The sequence below is a fragment of the Streptomyces sp. NPDC005202 genome (assembly GCF_040608235.1).
GTDB lineage: Bacteria > Actinomycetota > Actinomycetes > Streptomycetales > Streptomycetaceae > Streptomyces.
Window position 1 is genome coordinate 64,770 of record NZ_JBEXHW010000018.1, and the last position, 19,139, is coordinate 83,908.

17 protein-coding genes, 1 other RNA gene and 2 pseudogenes are annotated in these 19,139 nt (G+C 70.7%); 15 read left to right on the forward strand and 5 right to left on the reverse strand.

The genetic code is table 11. The features are described from left to right. The first annotated feature begins 3 nt into the window (after positions 1-3). The 3 genes from ABZV31_RS23930 (at position 4) to ABZV31_RS23940 (ending at position 3,489) form a co-directional block, all read left to right on the forward strand. Positions 4-1,248 carry a serine/threonine-protein kinase gene (locus ABZV31_RS23930; protein ID WP_355897314.1) on the forward strand — a complete coding sequence of 415 codons (1,245 nt, stop codon included), beginning with the start codon at positions 4-6 and terminating at the stop codon, positions 1,246-1,248. Positions 1,249-1,423: 175 nt separating this feature from the next. Beyond that, a complete protein-coding gene (prfB, locus tag ABZV31_RS23935) occupies positions 1,424-2,539 on the forward strand; it encodes a peptide chain release factor 2 (RefSeq protein ID WP_355897316.1) in 1,116 nt (371 codons plus the stop codon). 323 nt (positions 2,540-2,862) lie between these two features. After that, positions 2,863-3,489, forward strand: coding sequence for a hypothetical protein (locus tag ABZV31_RS23940; protein ID WP_355897319.1), 627 nt, complete (start codon positions 2,863-2,865; stop codon positions 3,487-3,489). A gap of 170 nt (positions 3,490-3,659) precedes the next feature. Here the strand turns inward: ABZV31_RS23940 and ABZV31_RS23945 are convergent, their stop codons facing one another. Then, complete coding sequence (locus ABZV31_RS23945; protein WP_016438128.1) at positions 3,660-3,851, reverse strand: hypothetical protein; 192 nt, start codon at positions 3,849-3,851, stop codon at positions 3,660-3,662. 313 nt (positions 3,852-4,164) lie between these two features. Here ABZV31_RS23945 and ftsE point away from each other — a divergent pair, with 313 nt between their 5' ends. The 7 genes from ftsE (at position 4,165) to ABZV31_RS23980 (ending at position 10,147) form a co-directional block, all read left to right on the forward strand. Further along, on the forward strand, positions 4,165-4,854 hold the full coding sequence (gene ftsE / locus ABZV31_RS23950; RefSeq protein WP_355897322.1) for a cell division ATP-binding protein FtsE: 690 nt from the start codon (positions 4,165-4,167) through the stop codon (positions 4,852-4,854). Positions 4,855-4,883: 29 nt separating this feature from the next. Beyond that, complete coding sequence (gene ftsX, locus ABZV31_RS23955) at positions 4,884-5,801, forward strand: permease-like cell division protein FtsX (RefSeq protein WP_355897325.1); 918 nt, start codon at positions 4,884-4,886, stop codon at positions 5,799-5,801. Positions 5,802-5,869: 68 nt separating this feature from the next. Further along, entirely contained in the window at positions 5,870-7,048 is a 1,179-nt protein-coding gene (locus ABZV31_RS23960) for a S41 family peptidase (RefSeq protein WP_355897327.1), read from the forward strand. Between the two features lie 65 nt (positions 7,049-7,113). After that, positions 7,114-7,593 carry an SsrA-binding protein SmpB gene (gene smpB / locus ABZV31_RS23965; RefSeq protein WP_355897330.1) on the forward strand — a complete coding sequence of 160 codons (480 nt, stop codon included), beginning with the start codon at positions 7,114-7,116 and terminating at the stop codon, positions 7,591-7,593. 206 nt (positions 7,594-7,799) lie between these two features. Beyond that, positions 7,800-8,198: a transfer-messenger RNA gene (gene ssrA, locus ABZV31_RS23970) on the forward strand. 87 nt (positions 8,199-8,285) lie between these two features. Then, positions 8,286-9,035 (forward strand): hypothetical protein, encoded by a 750-nt coding sequence (locus ABZV31_RS23975; RefSeq protein WP_355897332.1) that lies wholly within the window; start codon positions 8,286-8,288, stop codon positions 9,033-9,035. Positions 9,036-9,313: 278 nt separating this feature from the next. Next, positions 9,314-10,147: a PHB depolymerase family esterase gene (locus ABZV31_RS23980; protein WP_355897335.1), complete on the forward strand. Its 834-nt coding sequence runs from the start codon at positions 9,314-9,316 to the stop codon at positions 10,145-10,147. Between the two features lie 17 nt (positions 10,148-10,164). On the opposite strand, the gene ABZV31_RS23985 is transcribed toward ABZV31_RS23980, so the two are convergent. Both ABZV31_RS23985 and ABZV31_RS23990 read right to left on the reverse strand, forming a co-directional pair. Next, positions 10,165-10,614, reverse strand: a complete 450-nt coding sequence (locus tag ABZV31_RS23985) for an ATP-binding protein (protein ID WP_355897338.1) — start codon at positions 10,612-10,614, stop codon at positions 10,165-10,167. A 330-nt stretch (positions 10,615-10,944) separates the two neighbouring features. Beyond that, positions 10,945-12,219 (reverse strand): MFS transporter, encoded by a 1,275-nt coding sequence (locus tag ABZV31_RS23990; RefSeq protein WP_355897340.1) that lies wholly within the window; start codon positions 12,217-12,219, stop codon positions 10,945-10,947. A 100-nt stretch (positions 12,220-12,319) separates the two neighbouring features. On the opposite strand from ABZV31_RS23990, the gene ABZV31_RS23995 reads away from it, so the two are divergent. Both ABZV31_RS23995 and ABZV31_RS24000 read left to right on the forward strand, forming a co-directional pair. Then, entirely contained in the window at positions 12,320-13,285 is a 966-nt protein-coding gene (locus ABZV31_RS23995; RefSeq protein WP_355897343.1) for a LysR family transcriptional regulator, read from the forward strand. A gap of 253 nt (positions 13,286-13,538) precedes the next feature. After that, positions 13,539-14,825 (forward strand): annotated as a pseudogene (locus ABZV31_RS24000) (acyltransferase). On the opposite strand, the pseudogene ABZV31_RS24005 reads toward ABZV31_RS24000, so the two are convergent. Further along, positions 14,792-15,037: pseudogene (locus ABZV31_RS24005) on the reverse strand (contact-dependent growth inhibition system immunity protein); the annotation flags it as partial. The pseudogenes ABZV31_RS24000 and ABZV31_RS24005 overlap by 34 nt on opposite strands. 195 nt (positions 15,038-15,232) lie before the next feature. Between ABZV31_RS24005 and ABZV31_RS24010 the strand changes: the two are divergent. Beyond that, positions 15,233-16,615, forward strand: coding sequence for a nitrate/nitrite transporter (locus ABZV31_RS24010; RefSeq protein ID WP_355897346.1), 1,383 nt, complete (start codon positions 15,233-15,235; stop codon positions 16,613-16,615). Positions 16,616-16,743: 128 nt separating this feature from the next. After that, positions 16,744-17,895 carry a uroporphyrinogen-III synthase gene (locus ABZV31_RS24015; RefSeq protein ID WP_355897349.1) on the forward strand — a complete coding sequence of 384 codons (1,152 nt, stop codon included), beginning with the start codon at positions 16,744-16,746 and terminating at the stop codon, positions 17,893-17,895. A 6-nt stretch (positions 17,896-17,901) separates the two neighbouring features. Here ABZV31_RS24015 and ABZV31_RS24020 read toward each other — a convergent pair whose 3' ends face one another. After that, entirely contained in the window at positions 17,902-18,414 is a 513-nt protein-coding gene (locus ABZV31_RS24020; protein WP_355897352.1) for a DUF1772 domain-containing protein, read from the reverse strand. A 198-nt stretch (positions 18,415-18,612) separates the two neighbouring features. Here ABZV31_RS24020 and ABZV31_RS24025 point away from each other — a divergent pair. After that, a partial coding sequence (locus ABZV31_RS24025; protein ID WP_355897354.1) for an ABATE domain-containing protein occupies positions 18,613-19,139 on the forward strand: 527 nt, incomplete at its 3' end.

A 19,139-nucleotide genomic window follows, 5' to 3' on the forward strand; every position in this document is an offset into this window, starting at 1 on the left:
GTCTTGGCACGGAAGATCGGCAGCCGGTACACCGCGAACCAGATCCTGGGACGGGGCAGCGCCGGCACGGTGTGGCTGGGCGAGGGGCCGGACGGGCCCGTCGCGATCAAGCTGCTGCGTGAGGATCTCGCCTCCGACCAGGAACTCGTGGGCCGCTTCGTGCAGGAGCGGACGGCGCTGCTGGGCCTCGACCACCCGAACGTGGTCTCCGTACGGGACCTGGTGGTCGACGGCAACGACCTGGCCCTCGTCATGGACCTCGTCCGCGGTACGGACCTGCGCACCCGCCTGGAGCGGGACCGGCGGCTCGCGCCCGAGGCGGCGGTGGCCATCGTGGCGGACGTGGCCGACGGGCTCGCCGCGGCACATGCGGCGGGGGTCGTGCACCGGGACGTCAAGCCGGAGAACGTGCTGCTGGACATGCAGGGCCCACTGGGCCCGGGCGGGGCGCATCCGGCCCTGCTGACGGACTTCGGTGTGGCCAAGCTCATCGACTCGCCGAAGCGGACGCGCGCTACGAAGATCATCGGCACGCCGGACTATCTGGCGCCGGAGATCGTGGAGGGCCTGCCTCCGCGGGCGGCGGTGGACATCTACGCGCTGGCCACGGTGCTGTACGAGCTGCTGGCGGGCTTCACGCCGTTCGGCGGCGGGCACCCGGGGGCGGTGCTGCGCCGTCACGTCACGGAGACCGTGGTCCCGCTCCCCGGCATCCCGGACGAGCTGTGGCAGCTGCTCGTGCAATGCCTGGCGAAGGCGCCGGCGTCGCGGCTGCGGGCGTCGGAGCTGGCGGCGCGGCTCAGGGAACTGCTGCCGATGCTCGCGGGGATGCCGCCGCTGGACGTGGACGAGCCGGATGTGGATCCGGCGGAGGAGCCGCAGGAGGAGGCGTCCGCGGTGGCGTCCGCGCCGGCCGGGGAGCGGACACGGCGGCGGGGCGCGGTGCCGCTGGTGCCGGGCGCGAAGCCGGACTCGAACCGGGACACGCACACGTCGATGCGGGTACCGGCGCCGGACGAGCTGGCCGGCGGGGCGCGGGGCACGGCCCGTGCGCCCAGGGCCGCGGGCGCCCCGCGACCCGGCTCGGCCCGGCACCGGGCGGCTGCGCGGCGGCGCCGGATCACGCTGGGCGTGGCCGGAGTGGCGCTGGCGGCGGTGGTCGGGGTGGGCGCGTGGCTGGCGACGTCGGGGGACGACGGGGACACGGCGCCGCAGGACACGAAGCGCTCGGCACCGGCGGCCCCGTAACCTCGCCTCCCTCCTGACCCGGCAGGGGGAGGTGCCCCACCCGGAGCTCCGCCCCGGACCCGAGAGGGGGCTGTGCCCTGCTCCCCCGCACCCCGGCGACGCCCGCACAGCGCCGGGGGCCGCTGGGGACGCTGCAGGACAGAGGTCGGTTGCCACAGCCGTTAGGCTTGAGGGCGTGGCAGTCGTCGATGTATCCGAAGAGCTGAAGTCCCTCTCCTCGACCATGGAGTCGATCGAGGCCGTACTGGACCTCGACAGGATGAGGGCAGACATCGCCGTGCTCGAGGAGCAGGCGGCCGCGCCGTCCCTGTGGGACAACCCGGACGAGGCGCAGAAGATCACCAGCAAGCTGTCCCACCTCCAGGCGGAGGTGAGGAAGGCCGAGACCCTGCGTGGCAGGATCGACGACCTCGCTGTGCTCTTCGAGCTCGCCGAGTCCGAGGACGACCCGGACGCCCGCGCCGAGGCCGAGGCCGAGCTCGTCGAGGTCAAGAAGGCACTCGACGAGATGGAAGTCCGGACGCTGCTCTCCGGCGAGTACGACGCCCGCGAGGCGCTCGTCAACATCCGCGCCGAGGCCGGTGGCGTCGACGCCGCCGACTTCGCCGAGCGGCTGCAGCGCATGTACCTGCGGTGGGCCGAGCAGCACGGTTACAAGACGGAGATCTACGAGACCTCGTACGCCGAGGAAGCCGGGATCAAGTCCACCACCTTCGCCGTGCAGGTGCCGTACGCCTACGGCACCCTCTCCGTCGAGCAGGGCACCCACCGGCTCGTCCGCATCTCCCCCTTCGACAACCAGGGGCGCCGCCAGACCTCCTTCGCCGGCGTCGAGGTCCTCCCCGTCGTCGAGCAGTCCGACCACGTCGACATCGACGAGTCCGACCTCCGGATCGACGTCTACCGGTCCTCCGGTCCCGGCGGCCAGGGCGTCAACACGACCGACTCCGCGGTGCGCATCACCCACCTGCCCACCGGCATCGTCGTCTCCTGCCAGAACGAGCGCTCCCAGATCCAGAACAAGGCCACCGCCATGGCCGTGCTCCAGGCCAAGCTGCTCGAGCGGCGGCGCCAGGAGGAGCGGGCCAAGATGGACGCCCTCAAGGGCGACGGCGGCAACTCCTGGGGCAACCAGATGCGTTCGTACGTCCTGCACCCGTACCAGATGGTCAAGGACCTGCGCACGGAGTACGAAGTCGGCAATCCCGAGGCCGTGTTCAACGGCGAGATCGACGGGTTCCTCGAGGCCGGGATTCGCTGGCGCAAGCAGCAGGAACAGCAGTCGAAGTAAAGCCGCCGCTGCCGCGAGGCGATATAGACGCTTTGTCGACTTGGCAACTGCCGCCGTCCCGGCGGCAGTTGCCATTTCTGTCTGCGGATGTCTGGGTTTTACATCACACTCACAGGCTTCAACGTCCCGCAAACGAGGCGCAAGTGGACATTGCGTACGCAATGGCCTTGACGGTGCTTTGAAAAATCGGAAGGGTGAAGCGTGGCATGCGCATTTCTGGGGCGCATGTGAACCGGGGGGACTTGCACTGCGCCAGCTGCCTCCGTTGATCACGGCCCCACGCGCCGCTCATTGACAATCCAGCTACTGGGGGTAGCAACCATATGACGAAGAAGACGCGGATCCGTGTCGCGCGGATAGCGGCCGGTGCCGTGATCGCGGCCGGTGCCTCGCTGACCGCCGCGGGTGCCGCCTCGGCCCTCGACATCGGCGTGAACGTCAGCGCCGACGACAACGGGATCAACGCCGGTGTGAACGTCGGCACGGACGACCCGACCATCTCGGCCCCGACGCCGTCCGACACCGGCCTGCCGACCGACCCGATTCCCACCTCTGAGCCTCCGACGTCGGAGCCTCCGACCTCGCAGCCTCCGACCACCCAGCCCGGTCCGACCGAGTCCGGCCCCGCCGAGCCCACGGGCAATCCCACCGAGCCCACCGAGGACCCCTCGGACGGCGGCTCCGGCAACGGGAACGGCAACGGCCAGGGCGGCAACAGCAACACCGACCCCGACGGCGGCTCCGGCACCTCCGCCCAGGAGGAGGGCACCTCCGCCCTCACCGACACCGGCTCGGACACCTCGGCCCAGGGCGGCGGCAAGCAGCTCGCCGAGACGGGTGCCGCACAGACCACGTTCCTGCTGGTCGGCGCAGCCACGATGATCGCCGGCGGCATCGGCTTCCGCGTCCTGCCGCGCCTGATGGGCGGTCGCGGCGGCGCTGCTGCCTGACGGTAGCGGCGGCCGTACGGAGAGTACGCGCACTGCACTACATGCTGAAGGGCCCGGAGCCTGCCGCTCCGGGCCCTTCACATGGTCTTTAAGCCTGCACCTTGAAGTCTGAGCCGTGAAGTCTGCACCGTGAAGTCTGCGCCCCGCAGTCTGCGCTACGCGGTCTGCGGCTACGCGGTCTGGTGCGCCAGCAGCGCCACCGCCGCGATCAGCACCGCCAGCAGCGCGATCAGCGCCATCGGGTTCAGCCCCGCGAAGAAGTTCTCCTGCTGCAGCCGCTCGCGGTTCGCGCGGCACACGGGGCACCGGCCCTCGCTCACGGGCGCCGCGCAGTTCGCGCACACCAGCCGGTCGTACGTCATGCGCTCGCCCTCCTTGCACCGGTTCCATGTACACAACGCTCGCGGACACGCGAACGTTCCCCTCCCCACTGTGCCAGGTTCGGCGAGTTTCAGCGCGGGTTCCCTGCGGGGCCGGGGCCGGGCGCTCTCGGAGGGGTGGCCCGGGTCGTTTCGCGGCTGCGGGGCGTCTGTGACCGGTCGCGCAGTTGTCCGCGCCCTTTTGAGGCATGGACAAAACGCACAACTACCACTCAACCCCGACTGCCGACTGCAGTTGCACACCTGGTTCGCGTATGGTCACGCTCATCTACCCCCGGCTAACCGTGGTGCATCCGTGATCCGATTCGACAACGTCTCCAAGGTCTACCCCAAGCAGACCCGCCCCGCCCTCAGGGATGTCTCCCTCGAGGTGGAGAAGGGCGAGTTCGTGTTCCTCGTGGGGTCCTCCGGCTCCGGAAAGTCCACCTTCCTGCGGCTGATCCTCCGCGAGGAGCGGTGCAGCCAGGGTCAGGTGCACGTCCTGGGCAAGGACCTCGCGCGCCTCTCCAACTGGAAGGTGCCGCAGATGCGCCGCCAGCTGGGGACGGTGTTCCAGGACTTCCGCCTCCTGCCGAACAAGACGGTCGCCGAGAACGTCGCCTTCGCGCAGGAGGTCATCGGCAAGTCGCGCGGCGAGATCCGCAAGTCCGTGCCGCAGGTGCTCGACCTCGTCGGGCTCGGCGGCAAGGAGGACCGGATGCCGGGTGAGCTGTCCGGTGGTGAGCAGCAGCGCGTCGCCATCGCGCGGGCCTTCGTCAACCGGCCCAAGCTGCTGATCGCCGACGAGCCCACCGGCAACCTCGACCCGCAGACCTCCGTCGGCATCATGAAGCTGCTCGACCGGATCAACCGGACGGGCACGACCGTGGTGATGGCGACCCACGACCAGAACATCGTGGACCAGATGCGCAAGCGCGTCATCGAGCTGGAGAAGGGCCGTCTCGTCCGCGACCAGGCGCGCGGCGTCTACGGCTACCAGCACTGACGAGGAACGGAAAGGCTTAACCAGACGCCATGCGCGCCCAGTTCGTCCTGTCGGAGATCGGTGTCGGTCTCCGCCGCAACCTGACGATGACCTTCGCGGTCATCGTCTCCGTCGCCCTGTCCCTGGCCCTGTTCGGTGGTTCGCTGCTGATGAGTGACCAGGTCAACACGATGAAGGGCTACTGGTACGACAAGGTCAACGTCTCGATCTTCCTCTGCAACAAGAGCGACGCCGAGAACGACCCCAACTGCGCCAAGGGCGCGGTCACCGAGGACCAGAAGAAGGCGATCCTCGCCGACCTGCACAAGATGTCGGTGGTCGACAAGGTCACGTACGAGTCGCAGGACGAGGCGTACAAGCACTACAAGGAGCAGTTCGGCGACTCCCCGCTGGCCAGCTCCCTCACGCCGGACCAGATGCAGGAGTCGTACCGGATCAAGCTGAAGAACCCGGAGCAGTACCGGGTCATCGCCAGCGCCTTCAACGGGCGCGACGGCGTGCAGTCCGTGCAGGACCAGAAAGGCATCCTGGACAACCTCTTCGGCCTGCTCAACGGCATGAACTGGGCCGCCCGCGCGATCATGGCGCTGATGCTGGTCGTCGCGCTGATGCTGATCGTCAACACCGTGCGCGTCTCGGCGTTCAGCCGACGGCGTGAGACCGGGATCATGCGCCTGGTGGGCGCCTCCGGCTTCTACATCCAGGCGCCGTTCATCATGGAGGCCGCGGTCGCCGGGCTGATCGGCGGCACGGTCGCGTGCGGATTCCTGGTGATCGCGCGGTACTTCATCATCGACCACGGCCTCGCCCTGTCGCACAAGCTGAACCTGATCAACTTCATCGGCTGGGACGCCGTGCTGGCGAAGCTGCCGCTGATCCTCGCGACGAGTCTGCTGATGCCCGCGCTGGCCGCGTTCTTCGCGCTGCGCAAGTACCTGAAGGTGTGACGCATGCCAGGAGGGCCGTGCGGTCAACCGGCCGTACGGCCCTCTTGCGTTGTCCTAGACTCACCGCCATGTCAGGTCGTGACCTGTTCTGCCAGCCCCGCCGCATCCGCCGCGGGGCCGCCCTGACATTGGTCTTCGCGAGCGTGCTCGTGGCCGGTGCGGCGACGGATTCCTTCCCCGGCCCCGACCGGAAACCCCCCGCGGACGCAGCCCGTTCGGCCGGTTCCGCGAGCCGCCACGACAACGGGGCGGCCGTGGCGAAGGCGGCCGCCGAGGCGATGGCCGACGGCAAGTCGCCCATGGAGGCCGCCGAACGCGCCGTCAGCCGCAGCGGGGACCGCTGGGGTGCCGTCTACTCCCAGGGCGAGTACGAGGAGTTCCAGGAGGCCCTGGACGGCCAGTACACCGGCGTCGGCCTGTGGGCGCGGCGCGAGCGCGACGGACGCATCGAGGTGACCCGGGTGCAGACCGGCTCACCCGCGGCCGCCGCCGGGATCCGCAAGGGCGACCGGCTGCTCAGCGTCGACGGGAAGAAGGTCGACGGGCTGCCCGTCACCGAGGTCGTCTCCTTACTGCGCGGCGACGCCGACGACGCGCCCGCCGGCACCGCGGTCACCCTCGGCCTCCAGCGCGGCGCGCGCGCGTGGACCGAGACGCTGCGCCGGGCCCGCCTGTCCACCGACTCGGTCACCGTCCACCGGCGCGCCGACGGCGTCACCGTCATCAGGATCGCCGCCTTCACCAGGGGCTCTGGCGAGACGGTCCGTACCGCCGTACGGAACGCCCCGGACGGCGCCGGGATCGTCCTCGACCTGCGCGGCAACTCCGGAGGCCTGGTCACCGAGGCCGTCACCGCCGCCTCCGCCTTCCTCGACGGCGGCCTGGTCGCCACCTACGACGTCGACGGCGAGCAGCGCGCCCTGCACGCCGGCCGCGGCGGCGACACCGCAAGACCCCTGGTCGCGCTCGTCGACGGCGGCACGATGAGCGCGGCCGAGCTGGTCACCGGCGCCCTCCAGGACCGCGGCCGCGCGGTCGTCGTGGGCTCCCGCACCTTCGGCAAGGGCTCGGTGCAGATGCCGAGCCGGCTGCCCGACGGCTCCGTCGCCGAGCTCACCGTCGGGCACTACCACACCCCCTCCGGCCACAGCGTCGACGGCCGGGGCATCACCCCCGACCTGGACGCCGGCCGGGACGCGATGCGGCGTGCGGAGACCGTCCTGAGCGGCCTCGGCGACCCCTCGTAGCCGATCGGCGACCCGATAATCGGCTTCCCCCGAACCCCCTCCGTAGTGCGAAAATGGTGGGCACTATGGCTAAGGAAAAAGGGCGCAAGCTGATCGCGCAGAACAAGAAGGCGCGGCACGACTACCACATCCTCGACACCTACGAGGCCGGCCTGGTGCTCATGGGGACCGAGGTGAAGTCGTTGCGCCAGGGGCGAGCCTCGCTGGTCGACGGGTTCGTCCAGCTCGACGGGCACGAGGCGTGGCTGCACAACGTGCACGTCCCCGAGTACAGCCAGGGCACCTGGACCAACCACAGCGCCCGCCGCAAGCGCAAGCTGCTGCTGCACCGGGAGGAGATCGACAAGCTGGAGTCCAAGTCCCAGGAGTCGGGGCACACGATCGTGCCCCTCGCGCTGTACTTCAAGGACGGCCGCGCCAAGGTCGAGATCGCGCTGGCGAAGGGCAAGAAGGAGTACGACAAGCGGCAGACGCTCCGCGAGAAGCAGGACCGGCGCGAGGCGGACCGCGCGATGGCCGCCGCCCGGCGGCGACAGCGGGCGTAGGCCTGGCGGCGGCAGCGAGCCCAGGCCCAGACCGCCGGCCAACCGGGAATGCCCCGGCGCCCGACGGTGTTGAACCCGATACCACGGCCGGGTGACCGTGGGGAATACGCTGGCATCGACGTGCGTTGGTCACGTACAATGTCACCCGCACCGCGTAGCCGGTGCGAGCCCCTCCTAGCGAGGGACGCGGATTGAAAAATAAACATGGGGATGATCGGTTTCGACAGCGGCTGTCGAAGCAGGGGAAGCGTGTCGAGGAAGCGGCCATGATCTCGTAAACCACAGGCCGAAAAAAAATAATCGCCAACATCAAGCGCGATTCCTCCCAGCAGGCCTTCGCCCTCGCTGCCTGATAAGCAGCTAGAGCGAGCCTCCTAACAAGGGAGTGTCAGCCCGGGGCTGTTCCCGACCCGGATCCTGGCATCAGCTAGGGAACTAAACCTCGATCCCGGTCACGGGGTGAAGAGGGAAACCAAACAGTGACTGGGCCCGTCGGAGACTTGTCCGCGTGATCTCCGGGGCCGAGAAAAGCGAAGCGGACTGCACACGGAGAAGCCCTGCTTCTGCACCGTTGGACGCGGGTTCGATTCCCGCCATCTCCACTTACCCCATGTGGGCAAGGCCCCGTCGCTTCCGAGCGGCGGGGCCTTTGTCGTGAGCGGCAACGGTTTCCTGATCGGAGCAAACCCCGCATGACCACAGAAGATCCGCGTTACATACTCGTGCGCGCCGGGAGCGACCTGTCCCCATTGTCTGAGCCGCGTGAGGACGGGACGTACGAGGTCATCGATACGTTCACCTGCACCGTTCCGCTGGACGACTCAAGGCTGGCTCTCCCGGAGAGTCTGGCGGACACACTGCGTTCGTGGTCGCTGTCCCGCCCGGCGGATGGGTTCCCGTCCCGCCCGGACCTGCGTAAGCACGTCAAACAGGGTCTGGAGGCTGCCAAGAGTTTGGCCAGGCATCTCGGGCCGTCATGGGCGGTGCGCTACTGGGACGAGCGCCACGAGACAGCGAAGTGGGTGTGCTGGGGGTGCGGCCGCCTGCACTGGGAACGCGACAGCCACGGCACACCACCGCACCCGGTCCATATCACTGTCGAAGGCGAACACAAACACGGTCCGCTGCGCTCCGACGGATTCGGGGACTTCTTCCCCGACGATCCCGCCGCTGCCCTGGCCTTGTCCGACGGCCTTGTCTCCGGCCTGTACGCGTGGGCAGACGGCATCGACACCACATTGGACCTGGACCTGGACCTGCGGGACCGGGAGGACGGCACATACGACGCCGAGTGGGAGCGGCTGTTCCGCGAAGGGACGGAGCTGGCGAAACGAGTCGCACACGAGCTCGGCCCTGCCCGGACAGTGACCTACAAAGGCCCGGCACATGGTGGTCTGGCTGCGCTGACGTCGGTCACCTGGCAAGGCGACCGGCAGTTGTAGACACCATGGCCGGTGGAGCGGGGAGAAGAAGCATGCACCTCCGCTCCATGTCATGTCCCACAGACGGGGTTCCTGTTGTGGTGCCGCACCCCATATCGGCGGGCTGAGGCCGCTCCTACAGTCCCTCCGCATGACACACACCAGAGCCGCAAGCCGCCTCACCGCCCTCGCGACCCTGCTGGTCGCCCTCCTCGCCGTCCTCCTCACTCCGGGCAGATCCGCAGCCGCCTCCCTCCAGGAGGTCACCCGGGTTCGGGTCCAACCCCGGTGCCCTGCGCATGTTCCGGTACGTCCCGGACGGACTGCCCGCCGGGCGACCCGTCGTCGTCGCGCTGCACGGGTGCACGCAGGACGCCGCCGGGTACGGCACCGGCAGCGGGTGGATCCAGCTCGCCAACCGCTGGGGCTTCTCCGTCGTGCTGCCCCAGCAGCAGTCCGCCAACAACCTGTCGAACTGCTTCGACTGGTTCCAGAGCGGCGACATCGAGCGCGGCCAGGGCGAGGCCGCCAGCATCGCGCAGATGGTCGACCGGCAGCTCGCCGACGTCTCCGGTGACCCCGCCCGCGTGTACGTCACCGGGCTGTCGGCGGGCGGCGGGATGACCGCCGTGATGATGGCGACGTACCCGGAGAAGTTCGCCGCGGGCGGGATCGCCGCCGGGCTGCCCTACGGGTGCGCGCAGGCCGCCGGGTCGCCGTACGTGTGTATGTACGTCGGCGCCACCCAGACCCCGAAGCAGTGGGGCGACCGGGTGCGGGCCGCCCGGCCCGGGTACGGCGGTCCCTGGCCCGCCCTCACCGTCTTCCAGGGCACGGCCGACTACACCGTCAAGCCCGTCAACATGACCGACCTGATGAAGCAGTGGACCGACGTGCACGGGGCCGATCAGGTCGCCGACGTCACTGACACGGTCGATGGGTATCCCCACCAGGTCTTCCGGGACGCGGCCGGGAACCCCGTCGTGGAGACGTACTCCATCACCGGAATGGGACACGGGCAGCCCGTCGACCCGGGGAGCGGGAGCGAGCAGTGCGGGACCGCCGGCTCCTACTTCCTCGACGTGAACATGTGCGCCGCGTACCGGCTCGGGCGGGCCTGGGGGCTCGGCTGAGCGGTCCCTGCCAGGGTCTACGGCGTGGGAGTCCGGAGCTCGAACCAGACCGGCTTGCCGATGCCGGCGGGGCGAGGTTCGGCGCCCCACTCCCGCGCCAGCGCGGCCACCAGGGTCAGGCCCCGGCCGGACTCGTCGTCGGGTGACGCCTGGCGGGGCATGGGCAGCGTGTCGTTCGCGTCTGTCACCGAGATGCGGAGGCGGTCGGCCTCCAGCACGCAGCAAGCCCGGATCTCGCGGCCGGGGGAGACCTTCGCGTGGCGGTAGGCGTTCGTCATCAGCTCGCTGATCAGAAGGACCGCCGTCTCCGTGACCTCGTCCGGGAGTTTCCAGGAGGTGGCCTGTTCGCGGAGGAGGGTGCGGGCCCGGCCCGCGCTGCGGGCGTGGCGGGGGAGGCGCCACTCGATGTCCTGAGGGAGCGCGGAGGGGGAAGGGCGGGAAGCGGGGCCTGCGGGCGGCGTCGGCATGCGAGCTTGGTTCCTTGCGTGTGATTCTCCGTCGTTTGCCGTGATCAGGCTGGTGGTCGCCGCCTAGCCTCGATGAGTAGCGGAACGGTACACAGCGTGCTTGTACACGGCTCGGCGGCGGGAGGCGGGTGGGTGCGCGTGGCTTCCGGGGAGTCCCAGCAGGCGCAGCAGAACTGGCGCTACTGCGGAGGGCAGATCAAGCTGTGGCGGGAGGAGGCGGGGGTCAGCCGCCAGGCCCTGGCCGACGAGGCTGGTTACGACTACGAGTACGTCAAGCGGGTCTGCCGGGCGAGCAGGGTCGGGCGTCGGGGGTCTGCTGCGCGAGCAGGGTCAGGCGTCGCGGGTCTGCTGCGCGAGCGAGATCAGCAGCGCCACCGCCGCGGCCGTCACCGGCACTCCGTAACCGGCCGTCGGCGACAGGCGCTCGACCACCCATCCGCCCGTCGCGCTGCCGCAGGCGATGCCGCCGAGCAGGCCGGTCACCGCGAGGGTCATGCCCTCGTTGAGGCGGCCCTCGGGGGCGCGCTGCTGGACCAGGGTCATGTTCGTGACCATGGTCGGGGCCGTCGCCGTGCCGGCCACGAGCAGCGCCGCGGACAGCACCGGCAGGGAGCCGGTCAGGGCGGCGGCCAGCAGCGGCAGGGTCAGCAGCGCCGTCATCGCGGCGACGCACCACGGCAGCCGCCGGTCGGCCCGGCCCGTAGGCCGCACCGCCCCGTACACCAGCCCGGCCAGGCAGGAACCGGCCGCCTGCAGACCGAGGGCCACACCCGCCGCCGACCGGTGTCCCTGTGCGTCCGCGAAGGCGACGGTGACGACCTCCAGTGCGCCGAACACCGCGCCCATGGCGAGGCACACGGCGAGTTGCGTCGGCATGCCGGGGGCCCGGAGGGGTGCCTTCGCGGGGCTGCGGCGCCGGGGCGGCGGCTCGGTCGAACGCTGGGCGGCGAACAGCAGCACGCCCGTGGGCAGCAGCACCGCACCGACCAGCGTGCCCGCCTCCGGGAAGAACGTCCCGCACAGGAAGGCGGCGAGGACCGGGCCCAGCATGTAGCACAGCTCGTCCGCGGCCTGCTCGAAGGAGTTAGCGGTGTGCAGCGCCTTCGCGTCGCCGTGCAGCAGATGGGCCCAGCGGGCGCGGGACATGCCGCCGGTGTTGGGGGTGGTCGCCGTCGCGGCGTAGGCGGCGAAGAGGGTCCAGTCGGGGGCGCCGTAGTGCACGCACAGCAGCAGCGCCAGGCTGCCAAGCACCGCGCAGGCCGCGGCGGGTACGGCGACCCGGGCCTGGCCGTACCGGTCCACCAGCCGTGCGATCCAGGGGGCGGTCACCGCGGTCGCCGCGAGCCCGGTGGCGGTGACGGCGCCGGCGAGCGCGTACGAGCCGCGCGCACCGGCGATCATGACGACCGCGCTGATGCCGAATATGCCCATGGGCAGGCGGGCGATCAGGTTCCCGGCGGTGAAGGCCCGGGCGCCGGGGAGGGTGAACAGGCGGCGGTACGGGCCGGGTGGGCGAGTGCGGCGACGCGGCCCGAAGTCGACGGCGACGAGGGTGTCGGCGGTGACGGTGAACAGGGGGGCTTTCCCGGGAGTCGGTTGCGGCATGGATCCACCGTCCTCCCGCATGGATCAAGGGGTCCAACACCTGGTGCGCGCCGATTCACGCACCTGTGGTGTGAGTGCACTGGCGCTGTAGGTTCACCGCATGCCCGCCCACCTGGACCCCCGTCTGCTGCGCGCCTTCGTCGCCGTCGCCGAGGAACTGCACTTCACCCGGGCCGCGGCCCGGGTGTACGTCGCCCAACAGGCGCTCAGCCGCGACGTACGGCGACTGGAGCGGGAGTTGGGCGTCGAGCTGTTCGTCCGGACGACCCGGCAGGTGACGCTGACCGCGGACGGCGAGCGGCTGCTGCCCCATGCGCGGCGGGCCCTGGAGGCCCAGGACGAGCTGCTGGCCGCCTTCGGGCAGGCCCGGCCGCTGCTGGTCGACCTGAACTCCCCGGGCCTGGAAACCGGACGCCGCGTGCTGCACCGGGCCCGGGAACTCGCCCCCGAGCACGAGCTCATGGCCCGCTTCGAGAGCGGGCTGACGGGCGCGGCGGCCGAGCTGCTCGCGGGCCGCCTGGACGTGTCGTTCGGCCGTTTCGCGGGCCTGGACCCGGCGCTGAGGGCCCGGCTGGACCACCAATTCGTGCGGTACGAGCCGATGGCGCTCGTGCTGCCGGAGGACCACCGCCTGGCGTCGCTGGAGGCGGTGCCGCTGGCCGTGCTGGCGGGCGAGACCGTGTACGCCGGTGCGGGAAACCCGCGCACGCCGGAGTGGACCGACCTCGCGCACCTCCTCTTCGAAGGGCGCGGCATCGAGGTCGCGCCACCGGCTCCACTGGCCGTGGGCGTGGAGGAGTTCGAGCGGCTCATGGCCAAGACGGGGCACCCGGTTCTCGCGGTGATCGGCTTTCCGGCCCTTCCGCGGACCGTGGTACGGCCGCTCGTCGACCCCGTCCCGCTGTCACCGGTGTCGCTGGTGTGGCGCAAAGGGCTGGCGCACCCCGCGTTCGACGCGGTTCGACGCGCTGTTGCGGAACTCGCCGCGGCGGAGGGCTGGTTGCGGCGACCCGAAAGGGGATGGATTCCAGCCGTCGATGAAACGGTCAATCCCGTTCACCATTGATATTTCGGAAACGGTCACCTCCCGCGGGCGCTACGTTCGTGGCGCCGAGCACGGTGTGACAAGGGGGGCGCTCGGGCCGGTGGGGGCCGTGCCCGGCGACGCGGGCTCGGAGTTGTCTGCGCACCCGGACGGCACTCACCGGCGGCCGCCTGCGCTGGCAGAAACTGCGGCGCACGGGTGTCGTCGAAGCCCCGGGCGGGCCGGTGCCTCGTCAGCGCACGCGCGGCAGCAGCAATGACCGGAGGCCGGTGGCATGACCCACGGACACCCGACCGGGACGGGCGCGAGCCCCGAGTCGCTGCCGTCGTACGGGATTCGGCAGCAGCGGAGTGCCGAAGCCGAACCGGCGCCCGCGCCCGCCGCCCGCACACCCGGCCGCGACCGCTACCTGGACCTGCTGCGCTCCCTCGCCCTGGTCCGCGTCGTGGTCTACCACCTCTTCGGCTGGGGCTGGCTGACGGTGCTGTTCCCGTCGATGGGCGTGATGTTCGCGCTGGCGGGCTTGCTGATGACGCGCTCGCTGAACCGCCCGGCGCCCAGTGTGATCAGGAGCCGGGTGAGGAGACTCCTGCCCCCTCTCTGGGCGTTCAGCGCGGTGGTCCTGGCGCTGATGTTCGCGGGCGGCTGGCATCCCGTGAAGGACCCCGACAACGGCGGCACCTGGGGCCTGGTCAGGCTGATCGACTACGTGATCCCGGTCGGCGCCCCGCCCTTCCCCTAGCACCTCGGCTCCCCGTCGGGCCTGCTGGAGGACACCTGGGCCCAGGAGGCGGCGGGCCCGCTGTGGTACCTGCGCGCCTACCTGTGGTTCGTGGTGGCCTCGCCGCTGCTGCTGCGGGCGTTCCGCCGGGCGCCGTGGGCGACGCTGCTCGCCCCGCTGGGCCTGACGGCGCTGCTGGGCACCGGCCTGGTGACGATCCCCGGCGAGACGGGCAACGCGGTGACGGACTTCGTGGTCTACGGCGGCTGCTGGGTCCTGGGCTTCGCCCACCACGAGGGGTTCCTGGCGAGGATCCCGCGCTATGCGGCCGTCTCCTGCTCGGTTCCGCTGATGGCCTTCGGCCTGTGGTGGGCGTCCGGCCACCCCGGCCCCGACGGCTGGGACCTCAACGACATCCCGCTCGCGCAGGCGACCTGGTCCTTCGGCTTCGTGGTGATCCTCCTCCAATACTCCCCGTCCTGGCAGGAACTACCGGGCCGCCTGCGCCGGTGGGACAAGCTGGTCACGCTCTCCAACAACCGCGCGGTCACGATCTACCACTGGCACAACATGCTGATCACCGCCACGGTCCCGCTCATCGACCAGGCCTACAACCTCCCGTTCCTGCAGAGCGACCGCGCGGCAGCCGCGCTGGATGCGACGTACCCGCTCTGGATGTTCGTCCTGGTGTGGCCACTGACCGGCCTGGCCGTCCTGGCGTTCGGCTGGATCGAGGACCTCGCGGCGAAGCGCAGCCCGAGGCTGTGGCCGAACAACAGAGCCGACAACGCATCGGCGGGAGGGAGTCACTTCGCTTCACCCCGCGGTGGGGGCCCGTAGTCGGCGCGCGGTCCGCTGAGCCGGTCGGCGATGAGCGCGAGCCGGCCGCTGGGCGCGTACGGCGCCGGCGGGTCGACCTCCATGCCCAACTCTGCGGCTGCCGGGGCGTAATCGGACTCGTCGAGGTCGAGCGCGAGCAGTTCGTGAAGCTCTCCGACGAGCCGGGCGACGAGCTGCGGGTCGGTCGAGTTCCGGTAGTCGTCGACGGCTGCAAGGATCTTACGCCCAAGCGAAAACACGGCTCCCGTTCCCTCACCGACGACCTTCCGCCCGCGTGAGAGCAACGTTCCCTTCCGGTCACCCACAGCCACAGGCCGGAAACGCGCCCTCCCTACCTTCGGGACTCATCACCGCTCGTTGCCTGCCCCAACGAGAACCGCCGAGCACCGGAGCACCGTGGAGGCGTCATGACAGCCCCTGGTACAGCCCCCGCACCGAGCAGGGGAGGCCGCTGGATCGAGCACTGGGATCCGGAGGACGAGGCCTTCTGGCAGGCGACCGGAGAGAAGGTCGCCCGGCGGAACCTGCTCTTCTCCGTCCTCTCCGAGCACATCGGGTTCTCGATCTGGACCCTGTGGTCCGTGCTGGTGCTCTTCATGGGGCCGGAGTACGGGCTGACGCCGGCCGACAAGTTCCTGCTGACGTCCATGGTCACCCTCGTCGGCGCGGTCGTACGGGTGCCCTATACCTTCGCCGTCGCCGTCTTCGGCGGGCGGAACTGGACGATCATCTCCGCGGGCCTGCTGCTCATCCCGACCATCGCCGCCTTCGTCGTGATGGAGCCGGGGACCTCCTTCTCCACCTTCCTGGGGATCGGGCTGCTCGCCGGTATCGGCGGCGGCAACTTCGCCTCCTCCATGACCAACATCAACGCCTTCTTCCCGCTCCGGAAGAAGGGGTGGGCCCTCGGCCTCAACGCCGGCGGCGGCAACATCGGTGTGCCCGTCATCCAGCTGGTCGCCCTCGCCATCATCGGCGGGAGCGGCGGGCCGCGCGTGCTGCTCGGGATCTACATCCCGCTCATCGTTGTCGCCGCGGTCCTCGCCGCCCTCTTCATGGACAACATCGCCTCCGTGAAGAACGACACCGGCGCCGCCGTGGACGCCGCGAAGGACGCCCACACCTGGATCATGTCCTTCCTCTACATCGGGACCTTCGGGTCGTTCATCGGGTACGGCTTCGCCTTCGGGCAGGTGCTGCAGAACCAGTTCGGCCGGACCCCGCTGCAGGCCGCGTACGTCACCTTCATCGGCCCGCTGCTCGGCTCCCTGATCCGGCCGGTGGGCGGCTGGCTCGCCGACCGGTACGGCGGTTCGAGGATCACCCTGTGGAACTTCGTCGCCATGGGCGCGGCCACCGCCGTCCTGCTCGCCGCCGGCATGCAGAAGTCGCTGGTTTTGTTCACGGTCGCGTTCGTCGTGCTGTTCGTGCTCAGCGGGCTCGGCAACGGGTCGACGTACAAGATGATCCCCGGCATCTTCCAGGCCAAGGCCGTGGCCAAGGGACTCCAGGGTGAGGAGGCCGCGGCGTACGGGCGTCGGCTCTCGGGTGCCTCCATGGGGCTCATCGGGGCCGTTGGCGCGCTCGGCGGCGTCGGCATCAACCTCGCCTTCCGGCAGTCCTTCCTCTCCTACGGCTCCGGCACCGGCGCGTTCGTCGCCTTCCTCGCCTTCTACGGCGCGGCCTTCGTGGTCACCTGGGCCGTATACCTTCGTCGTCCGGCCGGTCAGGTTCAGGCCAAGGCGTCCGCTTCGGAGACGAAGCCCCAGCTCAGCTACGCCGAGGTGTGACGTAACACCGGCGACACGAAGCCGAACCGAGCCTGTCACGCGCCGTTGACAGGCTCGATCGGCACGCCGGTACGGCATCCCACGCGGCCTGCGTGCGGGTACGACGACTCGAATGCGGGACGAGAGCCATGTACGACGAACAGCAGCGACCGGAACACGGGCCCCTGGCCGGGTTCACCGTGGGTGTGACGGCCGCGCGCCGGGCCGACGAGCTGGGCGCGCTGCTCCAGCGCCGCGGTGCTTCCGTCGTGCACGCGCCCGCCCTGCGCATCGTGCCGCTCGCCGACGACGGCGAACTCCTCGCCGCCACCAAGGAGATCATCGACGTGGCGCCCGACGTCGTGGTGGCCACCACCGCGATCGGGTTCCGGGGGTGGGTCGAGGCGGCGGACGGGTGGGGGCTCGGCGAGGCGCTGCTCGCCCGGCTGCGCGAGGTCGAGCTGCTGGCGCGGGGGCCCAAGGTCAAGGGCGCGATACGCGCCGCCGGGCTGACCGAGGAGTGGTCGCCGTCGTCGGAGTCCATGGCCGAGGTGCTCGACCGGCTGCTGGACGAGGGTGTCGACGGGCGCCGTGTGGCCGTACAGCTGCACGGTGAACCGCTGCCCGGGTTCGTGGAGGCGCTGCGGGCCGGGGGAGCGGAGGTCGTTCCCGTCCCCGTCTACCGGTGGATGCCTCCGGAGGACATCAGCCCCCTCGACCGGCTGCTCGACGCCGCCGTCTCCCACGGTCTGGACGCGCTCACCTTCACCAGCGCGCCCGCCGCCGCGTCCCTGCTGTCCCGGGCCGAGGAGCGCGGGCTGCTGCCGGAGCTGTTGTCCGCCCTCCACCATGACGTGCTGCCCGCCTGTGTCGGGCCGGTCACCGCGCTGCCGCTCCAGGCCTGCGGGGTCGACACGGTCCAGCCCGAACGCTTCCGGCTCGGCCCCCTCGTGCAGCTGCTGTGCCAGGAACTGCCGGGCCGCGCACGGGCGTTGCCCGTCGCGGGGCACCGGGTGGAGATCCGCGGGCACGCGGTGCTGGTGGACGGTGAGCTCAAGCCCGTACCGCCCGCCGGGATGGCACTGCTGCGGGCGCTGTCGCGGCGGCCCGGGTGGGTGGTGGCGCGGGCCGAGCTGCTGCGGGCGTTGCCGGGCGCCGGCCAGGACGAGCACGCGGTGGAGACGGCGATGGCCCGGCTGCGTACGGCGTTGGGTGCGCCGAAGCTGATCCAGACGGTGGTCAAGCGGGGGTACCGGCTGGCGCTGGACCCGGCGGCGGACGCGAAGTACGCGGACGCGTAGCCGCAGCTACGCGGGCAGCGAGACCCGACGGCTCCTGCCGTACAGCACCAGCGCCCTGGCCAGGCAGGCCAGTGCCAGCGTGGACAGCACAGCCCGTACGACGTTCCACGTCACCCACGCGTTCTCGAAGTGCTCCCGTGCCGTGGCCGGGTCGCCGGCCTTGGCGAGGTCGTTGTTGAGCGGGATGTTGACGGCGACGGTGACGAGGAAGGCCAGGGCGTATGCCCCCAGCGCTGTCCACACCCACCACCTGAGCCCTTGTGCCGCGCGCAGATGCCACGCCGACACCGCCGTGAGCAGAAGCGCGCCGAGGAAGCCGAGGAAGAACACCGGGTTCTGGATCACGTCGTTGATGTTCCGCATGACCTCGACGTAGACGCGGTCGTCGCTGCGGGCCAGCGCCGGCATCACCGCGCAGGCGAAGATGTAGAAGACCCCGGCGATCAGGCCCATCGCGACCGTGGCCGCTCCCAGTACTCCTCCGGCGGTGCCGCGCCGCCCCGTGTCGTTGTCTGCCATGCCTCCAGTCAAGGGATCCGGTGAGGCCACGGACATGGTCCGGACGCGCAGCCCCATACGCGGTCGTCCAGGAGCGGGCGGTACGAGGGGTTCCGGCCGCGGAAGCGGGCAGGCACTGTGGGAGGGAACGGTTCCCAGCCCCTGACGAGCACCTCACCGACCCCTGCTGACGGGGTGACCCTAGGTGGTGACAGGCACATGGCACTGGGTACGGCCACGGACCCGTACGAGCTGCGGTTCGACGCCGGGCGGATCTGCCTGGATCTCCTCTCCACCACCCACCCCGAGGAACGGCTGGACTCGGTCGAGCCGTTGCGCGCCTGGATCACCGGCTCCGGCCTGGTCCCGGCGGGCACACCGCTGACGCACGCCGACGCCTCCTGGCTCGTCGCCTTCCGTGAACTGCGCGGCCACGTCGGCCAGTTGGTGCACGACTACGTCGGCCAGTCGGTGCACGACCCCGTCGGCCAGTCGGTGCACGACCCCGTCGGCCAGTCGGTGCGCGGCTGCGTCGCTCCGGACGCCCGGCCGTACGATCTCGCGCCCGCCCGCGTCGCTCCGGACGCCCGGCCGTACGATCTCGCGCCCGCCCGCGTCGCTCCGGACGCCCGGCCGTACGATCTCGCGTCCGCCCGCGTCGCTCCGGACGCCCGGCCGTACGATCTCGCGCCCGCCCGCGTCGCTCCGGACGCCCGGCCGTACGATCTCGCGTCCGCCCGCGTCGC

Excerpts from the sequence above, each read along its gene's own strand:
- ABZV31_RS23975 (WP_355897332.1), top strand. The coding sequence starts at position 8,286 with ATGACCACAGAAGATCCGCGTTACATACTCGTGCGCGCCGGGAGCGAC.
- ABZV31_RS23940 (WP_355897319.1), top strand. The coding sequence starts at position 2,863 with ATGACGAAGAAGACGCGGATCCGTGTCGCGCGGATAGCGGCCGGTGCC.
- smpB (WP_355897330.1), top strand. The coding sequence starts at position 7,114 with ATGGCTAAGGAAAAAGGGCGCAAGCTGATCGCGCAGAACAAGAAGGCG.
- ABZV31_RS24010 (WP_355897346.1), top strand. The coding sequence starts at position 15,233 with ATGACAGCCCCTGGTACAGCCCCCGCACCGAGCAGGGGAGGCCGCTGG.
- ABZV31_RS23985 (WP_355897338.1), bottom strand. The coding sequence starts at position 10,614 with ATGCCGACGCCGCCCGCAGGCCCCGCTTCCCGCCCTTCCCCCTCCGCG.
- ftsX (WP_355897325.1), top strand. The coding sequence starts at position 4,884 with ATGCGCGCCCAGTTCGTCCTGTCGGAGATCGGTGTCGGTCTCCGCCGC.
- ABZV31_RS23980 (WP_355897335.1), top strand. The coding sequence starts at position 9,314 with ATGTTCCGGTACGTCCCGGACGGACTGCCCGCCGGGCGACCCGTCGTC.
- ABZV31_RS23960 (WP_355897327.1), top strand. The coding sequence starts at position 5,870 with ATGTCAGGTCGTGACCTGTTCTGCCAGCCCCGCCGCATCCGCCGCGGG.
- ABZV31_RS23990 (WP_355897340.1), bottom strand. The coding sequence starts at position 12,219 with ATGCCGCAACCGACTCCCGGGAAAGCCCCCCTGTTCACCGTCACCGCC.
- ABZV31_RS24015 (WP_355897349.1), top strand. The coding sequence starts at position 16,744 with ATGTACGACGAACAGCAGCGACCGGAACACGGGCCCCTGGCCGGGTTC.
- ABZV31_RS23995 (WP_355897343.1), top strand. The coding sequence starts at position 12,320 with ATGCCCGCCCACCTGGACCCCCGTCTGCTGCGCGCCTTCGTCGCCGTC.
- ABZV31_RS23945 (WP_016438128.1), bottom strand. The coding sequence starts at position 3,851 with ATGACGTACGACCGGCTGGTGTGCGCGAACTGCGCGGCGCCCGTGAGC.
- ABZV31_RS24020 (WP_355897352.1), bottom strand. The coding sequence starts at position 18,414 with ATGGCAGACAACGACACGGGGCGGCGCGGCACCGCCGGAGGAGTACTG.